Source organism: Granulicatella sp. 20925_1_28 (genome assembly GCF_041433575.1).
Classification (GTDB): Bacteria; Bacillota; Bacilli; order Lactobacillales; family Aerococcaceae; genus Granulicatella.
Window position 1 is genome coordinate 1 of record NZ_JAPWBS010000006.1, and the last position, 11111, is coordinate 11111.

An 11111-nucleotide genomic window follows, 5' to 3' on the forward strand; every position below is an offset into this window, starting at 1 on the left:
GTCGCTCTCGTTCGACTTGCATGTATTAGGCACGCCGCCAGCGTTCGTCCTGAGCCAGGATCAAACTCTCATGAAAAAATTGAATTTTCATGAGCTTTGAAAAGCTCATTTTAATTACTGACTTATTGTATCTCTTTAAAGAGATAAGAAATTGTTGTTTCTTCATCACTAAGATGAAGTCCCTACACATTTGGTTTGTCTTCTTTGTTCAGTTTTCAAAGGTCAATCGTTGTTTTGCAACAACTCCTATATATTATCATAATATAGGCTCTGCGTCAAACGATTACGTCTGCTGTTTTCAAAACTTTTTTGAAAATGTTTTAAAAGCGAACGTTCGCTTCACAGTGATATTAATTTATCATAACTGATAGGCAATTTCAACTAAAATGCCACTGTTTTTACTAAGAATTTTTTATGAAAAAACTTCAAATAAAATATTTACAGAAATGCTTTTTCAAACATAAAAGAAGACCTCGGCGAACTCACCAAAGTCTTCTTTTTGAATTTGTTTACTATATTATAGTAGAAACTAGTTTTCGAAATCCTCGAGCCACTCTTTTTTGATGTTCTTTTCTAGGTTTTGTTGACGTTTATCTTCTTCCATTTTTGGCATCATAATAAACGCATCTCCAAAACTATCTAAATCATATTCATCATTGACTAGTTCCTCTTTTAATGTTTCAGGAACTTCGAGTTTTTCTTTTTTGAGGAAATCTTCCTTTTTGAGACGAATAGACATATCTATTCTCCTTTCACCACACGGTCTTCAAATACTTTTATCTTTTCTAATAATACAGTATTTTTATTCAGTCTGGCAAATGCGGCAGCGTCTCTAATCAATTCTTTAACTTCTTCTTGACCAAATTCATTTACATATGCATTTTCAGCTTGTAAATATTTAATACGTGCTAAATAGTAAGTAACATGATTTTCCCCACAAATCGTTACCCCACGGCGTAATAACACATCACTTGTATCATATTCCTTAATCGTCGCATAAAATGTTGCTGCGTAATATAGGACTGTTAGGACACGACAAACATCTTCTACAGACTCGATGGTATACGAATCAATTTGGTGAATAGCTTTTTCAAAGAAGTACTCTGCCTTATCGTAATCGGCTTGATTCATATAAATAAGGCCAATTCCGGTGTAGGCTAAAAAGATATACTTATTATCTACGTCTGAATGATCCGCCAATAATTGATTAAAATAGAAGAAACTGTCCGCATCATCTTTGTTCATTAATGTATGCGTGAAGCCCTTTAAATATAGATATCGCCACTCTTGTTGCGTTGTTAAGTGTGCAACATTAATACTCTTAATCAGCTCTTCTGCTTCTTCATATTCCATACTCACGATATTGAATTCTATTTTATCAAGTTTCTTATTTAACACTGAGTCTTTAATCGCTACAGATGGAAATAACTCCCCTACGTCCATTTGCAACTTTTTGCAAAGCAAGGTCAATATTTTCATTGAAGGAATTTGACCGTGATTTTCGAATCGACTCAATGTAGCTTGTGTACAAATACCCTCACTCAATTCAATTTGAGATAAACCTAATTCTTTTCTTCGATTCACAAAAATTTGAATATCCATAATATCTCCTTTCTTTTATTTAATATATGTCCCCTATATCAAATTTATTATACCTTTATTTATCGATATATCCAAAGGAAAAACTTCAATTTGGTAGAGTTTTATAGGAATTTTTCTTTTTTTCTGAATGAAAATGGCGATTATATATTTTTTTATATAACCGTCATTTATTTTAATGAAAGTTATTTTCATTACATTTATTTTCGCTAAAATGATTGATATAATAATCATTCTAAGCATTATCCTTTAAATGTCGATTTTGAAAGCACAAAAAAAGCTTATGACCGAAACGGTCATAAGCTTTCATTTTTCTATTCTGCGATTTCAACTACGAGGTAACGATGTGGTTCTTTACCTTCTGAGTGAGTTGAGATGCGTTTATTTTTACTTAACGCAGCGTGAATTTGTTTTCTTTCATACGCTGGAAGTGGTTCTAAGTAAACAGGTTGTTTTGTTTTTAATACTTTACGAGCTGTTCTTTCCGCAATTTGTTGTAATGTTTCACTACGGCGTTGACGGTAATCACCAACATCCACTTGAACTGAAATACGTCCTTTAACGAAACGGTGTACAGATACTTGTGCAAGTACTTGTAAAGCATTCAAGATTTTACCATGTTTTCCGATTAAAAGACCTTGTTTGTCTGTATCGAATACGAAAGTCATGCGGTCACGACGTGCTTCAACCGTTACTGTTGCTTCAGCGCCGTATGTTTTAGCGATGCCTTCTAAGTATTCTTTTGTCACACGAGCAGCTTCTTCTAATTGGTCTACAGTTTCTTCGTAATCTACTTCTCCTGCTTCTTCTTCTTCGAAATCATCTTCATCGAAGTCTTCTTCAGGAACTTCTACTGTTTCTACAGTTACTTCTTCTGCTGTTTCAACAACAGGTTCCACAACTTCTTCTACTACTTCTTCGCTAACCATTGTAGCCACTGGTGTTAATTCCACTTCAGCATTTTTTTGACCGAAGCCAAACAATCCTTTTTTACCTTCAGAAATGATTTCCACAAACACTTGGTCTTGCGGTAATCCTAACTGACGTAATCCTTTTTGGATTGCTTTTTCTACTGAAACGTCACTTACTTTAATTGTATTTGTCATCGTAAACTCTCCTACTCTATAAAAATCATTGTTATTATCTCATGATTGAGACATTTCAACAAGAGCTCTATAAGAATTATTTTCCGTGTCTTCTTTTCGCTTTTTCGAGCGCCCTTGCACGACGTTTTTTCTCAGCGGCAATTGCTTTTTGCTCTTCTTGGAATTTAAATGGATTATTTAATAGTAATGTTTGGCCTACCATAAATACGTTTCCGACTACCCAGTAGAGTGATAACGCACTTGATAACCCAAGAGACATAAATAGGATCATTGCTGGCATGACATACATCATAACTTTACCAGCGCCACCAGTATCTTGCATTTTCATTGATAACCATGTTGTGATGTACGTAGTTAATGCTGCTAAGACTGGTAAGATGAAATATGGGTCTGGTTGGTCTAATTGGAACCATAAGAAATGACCTGTTTTCAATACGTCTGTACGGCTGATTGCTTGATACAATGCCATCATGACTGGCAATTGAATTAATAATGGTAAACATCCAGCATATTGGTTGATACCTTCACGCTCGTATAAAGCGTTCATTTCAGCTTGAAGCAATTCTTGTGTTGCACGGTCGCGTGCTGAATACTTCTCACGTAAAGCTTTAATTTCTGGTTGAAGAATCGCTTGTTTACGCGTGCTTTGGTATTGGAAGTGCATTAAAGGAACCATAATTAAACGAGTAATAATCGTAAAGACGATAATCCCTAAACCGTAACTTCCACCTAATAGGTTTGATAACCAGATGATAAATTGAGATAAATTATATAGAACAATTCGATCCCAGAATCCTGTACTAGACTCCGTAATTGGAGAAGTTCCACAGGCCGCTAAAAATAAAGTTAAAACTGCTAATGATAAAATCAATTGGCTTTTTTTCTTCACTGAAAAGTCCCACCTTTTAGAATATTTAATTTTCAACGATTCCTATTTATAGTAGGAATCTTAATTTTTAGGTATTAATGTAGCTAATTTTAAAACATGCATCATACTGCTTTTCATTTCTTGATAAGACATTTGTACGATGGGTTGACGAGCAATGACGATAAAATCTACATCTTGCGCCAATTGGTCGTCCAGTTCCATTAAAATATGACGGATTCTTCTTTTAAGACGATTACGCGTAACCGCATTTCCAAGTTTTTTGCTGACAGAGATTCCCACACGAAAATGGGATTGGCCTTCCTTATTATATTTATAAATAACGAATTGACGGTTCGCTGTCGATTTTCCCTTGTGGAATACCTTTTGAAATTCGCGGTCTTTCTTTACTCGAAACGATTTCTTCATCTACTTGAATCTCTCCAGTCACTCAAATGGTTTTTAAAAAAAAAGACCACTGAGACGTTCAGTGATCTAAGCTGCTAAAACTTTTCTACCTTTACGGCGTCTGCTTGCTAATACTCTACGGCCATTTTTTGTGCTCATACGTTTACGGAATCCGTGAACTTTTTGACGTTTGCGTTTGCTTGGTTGATATGTTCTTTTCATTCGTGTGCACCTCCTACTGTAAATGAAATATCTAGTCTCCCTAGACAGTCTAGTACATTATAAATATAAAATGTTTAATTGTCAATATAAACTATCTAATCACTAAATTACTGAAGTATCATAACATAATCAGGCTAAAAATTTCTACAAATAACTGTCTATTTTGTTCTATTTTTTTAGTTATTCACATCGATGGTGGATAGCTTTTTTGCATAAAAGACGATTTCCACAGACTTATAAACAATTTATCCACAAAATAACAATCTGTTTACAAAAATTATGCACAATGGTGGATAACTCTATTAAATTCCTTTTATACCAACTTTCTTTATTGTTTATAACTGCTATTTTTATGTGCATATCTCTGTGAATATCCACTTTTTTCTTCGACTTATCCACCGTTTTGTGGATAAAGTTATCAAAAATAATCTTTTTTTGTGATTTTATCAATCCGATTGTGGAAAACTTTTTGGAAAGATGGTACACTGTTAAATGGATTAGAATCTTGAAAACGATATAAGGAGGTGCATTTATGAATTCCATCCAAGAATTTTGGAAACTATTATTAGAACACTTTGAAAAAACAAATTCCGAATTTACCTTTAATCACTGGATTAAACCAGCTGAACCGATTCGAATTGAACAAAATATTCTCTATATTAAAGTGCCTTCTAAGACATTTGCGAGATATTGGCAAGATAACCTCATTAGAGACATTATGGAAATTGGATATGATTACTTTAGACAATCTTTTGAACCACGTTTTATCGATTCAGAAGATGAAGGTCCAGTAAATACTCCATTCCATCAAGGAGTCGAAGAAATTCAACCAAATATTCCTGAAACTCCAACAATGGTTGCCATCGAGGAAGACTCGCATTTGAATCCTAAATATACATTTGAAACTTTCATTATTGGGAAAGGAAATCAAATGGCCACGGCTGCCGCGCATTACGTTGCGGATAATCCTGGTAATACCTATAACCCTCTTTTCTTCTATGGTGGTGTAGGTCTTGGAAAAACTCATTTAATGCAAGCCATTGGGAATAAATATAAGAAGAGCCATCCAAACGCACGTGTCAAATACGTGACGAGTGAAGAGTTTATGAATGAAATGATCGCTTCGATTGGATCAAAAACGCCGCAAGAATTCCGCAATCGTTACCGTAATGTGGATATCTTATTGGTCGATGATATTCAATTCTTAGCCAAAAAAGAAGCGACTCAAGAAGAGTTCTTCCATACATTTAATGCGCTTTTCAATAACCAAAAACAAATCGTATTAACGAGTGACCGTCAACCAACGGAAATTAAAGAATTACAAGAACGTCTCGTATCTCGTTTCGTATCTGGTTTATCCGTAGATATTACGCCACCAGACTTAGAAACGCGTATTGCGATCTTACAAAATAAAGCCACTTCTCTTGGATTTAATATTCCTATTGAAGTATTGAGTTATGTCGCAGGTCATATTCAATCAAACGTCCGTGAATTAGAAGGAGCATTAATGCGTCTTCAAGCGTACTCAGTTATGGTCGGACAAGATATTTCAACAGACCTTGCTGCAGAAGCGTTGCAATCGTTCCTTCCTGGAGGCGACGAGAAGCTTCTTACAGTTCATGATATCCAAAGCGCCGTTGCGAAATACTACAATATTACAGTAGAAGATATTAAAGGAAAGAAAAGAACGAAGACGATGGTTCAACCGCGTCAAATCGCGATGTATCTTTCTCGTGAATTAACACGTGTTTCTCTTCAAAAGATTGGTGCTGATTTTGGTCGTGACCACTCAACGGTTATTCACGCCTATGAAAAAATTAGCCAAGAAGCTAAAGATGATCCAGAAACGATTCGCGTGATTAATGAAATCAAGCATTCGCTCGGTTATTAAGCTGTGGATAAGTACCATAAAACGGTGGAGTTTTCCACAATGATTATCCACAATTAAAATTGGTCTCTGTTATAAGGAAAATTGACTTTTCCACAATATACACAGGCCCTACTACTATTACTATTTTATTAATAAATAAATTAAATATAAAAGCACACCCTAAAGGAGGCAGTTATGAAATTTTCAGTAAACAGACAAGGGTTCTTAAAAAATCTTGTAGATGTGCAACGTGCAATTCCATCAAAAACAACAATTCCGATTTTGACAGGGATTAAATTAGTTGCAAGTGAAGAAGGATTAACATTAACAGGTAGTGATTCAGAAGTTTCTATCGAAGTATTCTTACCAATCGAAGACGAAGAATTACAATTAACAGTCCAAGAACCAGGTAGCATCGTTCTTCCTGCTCGTTTCTTTGGAGAAATCGTTAAAAAATTACCTTTAAATGTATTCACACTTGAAACAAACGATCAATTACAAGCAACGATTACAGCAGGTAATGCATCATTTACATTAAATGGATTATCAGCAGTAGATTATCCACAATTACCAGAAATCGAAAAAAATCATGTCATTACAATTCCTGTTCCATTATTTAGACAAGTGATTGTACAAACAGCGGTTGCCGTTTCAACTGCAGAATCTCGTCCAATCTTAACAGGGATTCATATGGTGATTAAAGACAACCAATTAAAAGCAGTCGCAACGGACTCTCACCGTTTAAGCCAACGTATCATTCCATTACAAATGCCAGCTGGCAGTGATGCATTGACTTTCGAAATGACATTACCTGGTAAAACATTATTAGAATTATCTCGTATCATCGACGGATTAGAAACAATCGATTTTGCGATTACAGATAATCAAATCTTGTTCCAAACAGAAACATTATCCTTCTACTCTCGTCTATTAGAAGGAATGTACCCTGATACAGACCGTTTAATTAACGACGGAGCGAACACTTCAATTACAGTCGTTGCTAGCGAATTAGTAGCAGCTGTAGAACGTGCTTCATTAATGTCACATACGGATAAAAACAATATCGCGACATTAACACTTTCTCCAGAACGTATTCTATTAACAGGGAAATCTCCTGAAGTCGGTACGGTTGAAGAAGAAATCGCTGTGGAAAACTTCGAAGGAGCTCCACTTGAAATTTCATTCAACCCAGACTACTTAAAAGAAGCGTTGAAATTATTCGGTTCTTCAGAAGCGGTTATCAACTTCTTAGAAGCAAACCGTCCATTCACATTGAAACTAAAAGAAGACCACTCTGGTATTCCACATAGCTTCATTCAATTAGTGACACCTGTTCGTACATTCAATGGGTAATCATAGAGAATCAAACTTTTACTCGAGCTTTCATTTTGAAGGCTCGATTTTTTTTATTTTCAACTGTATTTTTGCATTTTCCCGAAATTCACTTATAAGTGAATTTTGGACAGTGTGATTTTGGGGTGATTTTTGGTCCAAAACTTTCAATTTTTGAAAAAATCCTATTAAATTTTGTTTTTTGTTTTTTTAGGCTTTTTTGTTATTTTTGACCTAAAATTGAAATAACCCCCTAAATTTTGCAATTTCTTTGCGAAAAGCGTGTAAAAATTGTATAATATTGTAGAGTTATTCTACTTAAAAATATGTGAGCATGCATGAGTTTAATGGAGTTCTCACCAATATCCATTAGAAAAGAGGAAGTTCATGACAACTATCGTATCGATCTCTGATGAGTACATTACATTAGGGCAATTTTTAAAACATATTGACGTCATTACAACGGGCGGACAAGCAAAATGGTACCTGCAAGAATATACAGTTTTTGTAGATGGAGAGTTAGAAAATCGACGTGGTAGAAAATTATATCCGAATACACGTGTCGAAATACCTGATGAAGGTATTTTTATTGTGAAAGAAATGAAATCGGATGAAAATGATTTGAACACACATGACGCATGAAGCTGACTAATTTACAATTACAAAACTTTCGTAATTATGAATCTGTCCAACTAGAGTTTACAGACGGTGTGCATGTTTTTATTGGTGAAAATGCACAAGGGAAAACCAACCTGATGGAGTCGATTTATGCCTTGGCGATGACAAAGAGCCACCGCACTACAAACGACAAAGAACTGATTGGATGGAAAAAAGAGTTTGCGACGATTAAAGGGACTGTTGAGAAAACAGCGACAAAGACGAATTTAGAATTGCAATTTTCTAAAAAAGGAAAAATCGCGAAAGTGAATTATTTGGAGCAAAAACGACTCAGTTCCTACCTTGGAAACTTGAATGTCATTCTATTTGCCCCAGAGAACCTCACGCTTGTCAAAGGGTCTCCGCAAAACAGACGTAAATTCGTGGATATGGAACTTGGACAAATGAGTTCCCTCTACCTCTATGATTTAGTGGAATATAATCGCGTCTTAAAACAGCGCAATACGTATTTGAAGCAGCTAGCCATTAAGAAAAAGCAGCCGGACGAATACTTAGAGGTTTTAAGCGAGATGTTAAGCGAGTTAGCTAGTAAAATCGTCTTTCATCGTCTCGATTTTATGAAGCAATTGGAGGCTTTAGCCATTCCGATTCATGACCAGTTATCGCTTGGTCGTGAGAAATTCTCGGTTTCATATCAAGCAACGATTCCGTTGGAGGATGGTTTAACCCCTTCGCAAATGAAAGAAATTTATATCGATCAATTCAAAAAGAATCAAACTCGTGAGGCGGATCAAGCCACAACGCTGATTGGACCGCACCGTGACGATTTGATTTTTTATTTGAACGAGATTCCGGTTCAAACGTACGGTTCGCAAGGACAGCAACGTTCGACCGTTCTCAGTTTGAAGCTTGCGGAAATCGAATTGATGAAATTATCGACAGGTGAGTATCCTCTTCTATTATTAGATGACGTACTTTCCGAACTCGATGATGATAGACAAACTCATCTGATTAAGGCCATTGAAAATAAGGTGCAAACCTTTATTACGACAACGAGCCTGGATGGGATTAAGCAACAATTTATTAATGAACCAGTCGTAATACCGATTGAAAAAGGAACTATTTTAAAAACGGAGAGTGAGAATTAGCATATGACAGAAGAAAACAAAGCTGAATTAGCTGCGCAATATGATGCCAGTCAGATTCAAGTATTAGAAGGACTCGAAGCTGTTCGTAAACGTCCTGGGATGTATATTGGTTCAACAAGTAGTGCCGGGTTGCACCACCTTGTTTGGGAAATCGTGGATAACTCAATCGACGAAGCGTTGGCTGGGTTTGCGACACATATCGAAATCGACATCACTAAAGAAAATCACATTCGCGTAACTGATGACGGACGTGGGATTCCGGTCGATATTCAAGAAAAAACAGGTCGTCCTGCCGTAGAAACTGTATTTACAGTGCTTCACGCCGGTGGTAAATTCGGCGGCGGAGGCTATAAAGTTTCTGGGGGTCTTCACGGGGTTGGGGCTTCTGTTGTAAATGCTCTTTCAACAGACTTAACCGTTCAAGTATTTAAAGAAGGCAATATTTATGAGCAATCTTATAAACGTGGTGCCGTTTTAGATGACTTAAAAATCATTGGGACAACAGATAAACACGGTACAAGCGTTTATTTCGTACCAGACCCAGAAATTTTCCAAGAAACAACAGAGTTCGATTTTGATAAATTAGCAAACCGTGTGCGTGAATTAGCGTTCTTGAACAAAGGATTAAAATTAACGATTACGGATTACCGACCAGAAGAGCCAGTGAGAAAATCTTTCTGCTACGAAGGCGGGATTAAGAGCTATGTAGAACACCTGAATAAATCAAAACAAGTGTTATTCGAAGAGCCAATTTATGTAGAAGGAGAACAAGATGGCATTCAAGTAGAAGTAGCCATGCAATACACTTCTGGATACCATACAAACCTTCTCAGCTTTACGAATAATATCCATACTTATGAAGGTGGTACTCACGAATCAGGGATGAAGACGGCCCTCACACGTGTGATTAATGATTATGCACGTCGTCAAAAATTGATGAAAGAAAACGAAGAAAAACTAAGCGGTGAAGATGTTCGTGAAGGGTTAACAGCCGTTGTTTCTATCAAACACCCTGATCCACAGTTCGAAGGACAAACAAAAACGAAATTAGGAAACTCTGAAGCTCGTACGATTACAGACCGCTTGTTCTCAACACACTTCGATAAATTCTTAATGGAAAACCCTCAAGTCGCACGTAAGATTGTTGAAAAAGGGATTTTAGCTTCGAAAGCACGTCTTGCTGCAAAACGTGCGCGTGAAGTGACTCGTAAGAAATCTGGTTTAGAAATTTCAAACTTACCAGGTAAATTAGCAGACTGCTCAAGCAATGACCCAACGATTTCTGAATTATTCATCGTCGAAGGGGACTCTGCGGGTGGTTCAGCAAAACAAGGACGTTCACGTCATTTCCAAGCGATTCTACCAATCCGTGGGAAAATCTTGAACGTTGAAAAAGCAACACTCGATAAAATTTTAGCCAACGAAGAAATTCGTTCGCTCTTTACAGCGATGGGAACTGGTTTTGGTGGAGATTTTGATTTATCGAAAGCTCGTTACCAAAAATTAGTCATCATGACCGATGCCGATGTCGATGGAAGTCACATCCGTACATTGCTCATTACTCTTTTCTATCGTTATATGCGCCCTGCAGTGGAAGCTGGATATATTTATATCGCGCAACCACCTCTTTACAAGTTGAAACAAGGTAAGAATGAATACTACATTCAAAATGATGAAGAGTTAGAAGCGAAACTAAAAGAATTACCAGCACATCCAAAACCACAATTATCACGATACAAAGGTCTTGGGGAAATGGATGCGGAACAATTATGGGAAACAACCATGAACCCTGAAAACCGTTCAATGTTACAAGTATCTGTGGAAGATGCTGCAGAAGCGGATCAAATTTTAGATATCTTGATGGGCGACCGTGTAGAACCACGTCGTGAATTCATCGAAAGCAATGCGAAATACATCAATATGGAAGATTTAGATATCTAATT

General features: G+C 36.4%; 11 protein-coding genes and 1 rRNA gene. 5 read left to right on the top strand and 7 right to left on the bottom strand.

Annotation, left to right across the window (positions count from 1 at the left end):
* From O3793_RS04400 to rpmH, 7 genes are all read right to left on the bottom strand, one after another.
* A 16S ribosomal RNA gene (locus O3793_RS04400) occupies nt 1-76 on the bottom strand; the annotation flags it as partial.
* A 453-nt stretch (nt 77-529) separates the two neighbouring features.
* Nucleotides 530-739, bottom strand: a complete 210-nt coding sequence (locus O3793_RS04405) for a hypothetical protein (protein ID WP_048783664.1) — start codon at nt 737-739, stop codon at nt 530-532.
* Nucleotides 740-741: 2 nt separating this feature from the next.
* Nucleotides 742-1602 carry a helix-turn-helix domain-containing protein gene (locus O3793_RS04410; RefSeq protein ID WP_371445947.1) on the bottom strand — a complete coding sequence of 287 codons (861 nt, stop codon included), beginning with the start codon at nt 1600-1602 and terminating at the stop codon, nt 742-744.
* 311 nt (nt 1603-1913) lie between these two features.
* Nucleotides 1914-2705 carry an RNA-binding cell elongation regulator Jag/EloR gene (gene jag / locus O3793_RS04415; RefSeq protein WP_371445949.1) on the bottom strand — a complete coding sequence of 264 codons (792 nt, stop codon included), beginning with the start codon at nt 2703-2705 and terminating at the stop codon, nt 1914-1916.
* A gap of 76 nt (nt 2706-2781) precedes the next feature.
* Nucleotides 2782-3594 carry a membrane protein insertase YidC gene (yidC, locus tag O3793_RS04420; protein ID WP_371445951.1) on the bottom strand — a complete coding sequence of 271 codons (813 nt, stop codon included), beginning with the start codon at nt 3592-3594 and terminating at the stop codon, nt 2782-2784.
* 60 nt (nt 3595-3654) lie between these two features.
* The gene (gene rnpA, locus O3793_RS04425) at nt 3655-3999 is read right to left on the bottom strand and encodes a ribonuclease P protein component (protein WP_285252849.1); all 345 of its coding nucleotides are present in this window, start codon (nt 3997-3999) and stop codon (nt 3655-3657) included.
* 66 nt (nt 4000-4065) lie between these two features.
* Nucleotides 4066-4200, bottom strand: coding sequence for a 50S ribosomal protein L34 (gene rpmH / locus O3793_RS04430; RefSeq protein ID WP_005608206.1), 135 nt, complete (start codon nt 4198-4200; stop codon nt 4066-4068).
* 532 nt (nt 4201-4732) lie between these two features.
* Here rpmH and dnaA point away from each other — a divergent pair.
* From dnaA to gyrB, 5 genes are all read left to right on the top strand, one after another.
* Nucleotides 4733-6091, top strand: a complete 1359-nt coding sequence (gene dnaA, locus O3793_RS04435; protein WP_371445954.1) for a chromosomal replication initiator protein DnaA — start codon at nt 4733-4735, stop codon at nt 6089-6091.
* 174 nt (nt 6092-6265) lie between these two features.
* Nucleotides 6266-7423 carry a DNA polymerase III subunit beta gene (dnaN, locus tag O3793_RS04440; RefSeq protein WP_048783672.1) on the top strand — a complete coding sequence of 386 codons (1158 nt, stop codon included), beginning with the start codon at nt 6266-6268 and terminating at the stop codon, nt 7421-7423.
* 366 nt (nt 7424-7789) lie between these two features.
* Entirely contained in the window at nt 7790-8044 is a 255-nt protein-coding gene (gene yaaA, locus O3793_RS04445) for a S4 domain-containing protein YaaA (RefSeq protein WP_005608200.1), read from the top strand.
* Nucleotides 8041-9168, top strand: coding sequence for a DNA replication/repair protein RecF (gene recF, locus O3793_RS04450; RefSeq protein ID WP_371445956.1), 1128 nt, complete (start codon nt 8041-8043; stop codon nt 9166-9168). Before yaaA ends, recF begins: the two co-directional genes overlap by 4 nt.
* A gap of 3 nt (nt 9169-9171) precedes the next feature.
* Nucleotides 9172-11109, top strand: a complete 1938-nt coding sequence (gyrB, locus tag O3793_RS04455) for a DNA topoisomerase (ATP-hydrolyzing) subunit B (RefSeq protein ID WP_371445957.1) — start codon at nt 9172-9174, stop codon at nt 11107-11109.
* Nucleotides 11110-11111 lie beyond the last annotated feature (2 nt).

Excerpts from the sequence above, each read along its gene's own strand:
- O3793_RS04405 (WP_048783664.1), bottom strand. The coding sequence starts at position 739 with ATGTCTATTCGTCTCAAAAAGGAAGATTTCCTCAAAAAAGAAAAACTC.
- O3793_RS04410 (WP_371445947.1), bottom strand. The coding sequence starts at position 1,602 with ATGGATATTCAAATTTTTGTGAATCGAAGAAAAGAATTAGGTTTATCT.
- jag (WP_371445949.1), bottom strand. The coding sequence starts at position 2,705 with ATGACAAATACAATTAAAGTAAGTGACGTTTCAGTAGAAAAAGCAATC.
- rnpA (WP_285252849.1), bottom strand. The coding sequence starts at position 3,999 with ATGAAGAAATCGTTTCGAGTAAAGAAAGACCGCGAATTTCAAAAGGTA.
- rpmH (WP_005608206.1), bottom strand. The coding sequence starts at position 4,200 with ATGAAAAGAACATATCAACCAAGCAAACGCAAACGTCAAAAAGTTCAC.
- dnaA (WP_371445954.1), top strand. The coding sequence starts at position 4,733 with ATGAATTCCATCCAAGAATTTTGGAAACTATTATTAGAACACTTTGAA.
- dnaN (WP_048783672.1), top strand. The coding sequence starts at position 6,266 with ATGAAATTTTCAGTAAACAGACAAGGGTTCTTAAAAAATCTTGTAGAT.
- yaaA (WP_005608200.1), top strand. The coding sequence starts at position 7,790 with ATGACAACTATCGTATCGATCTCTGATGAGTACATTACATTAGGGCAA.
- recF (WP_371445956.1), top strand. The coding sequence starts at position 8,041 with ATGAAGCTGACTAATTTACAATTACAAAACTTTCGTAATTATGAATCT.
- gyrB (WP_371445957.1), top strand. The coding sequence starts at position 9,172 with ATGACAGAAGAAAACAAAGCTGAATTAGCTGCGCAATATGATGCCAGT.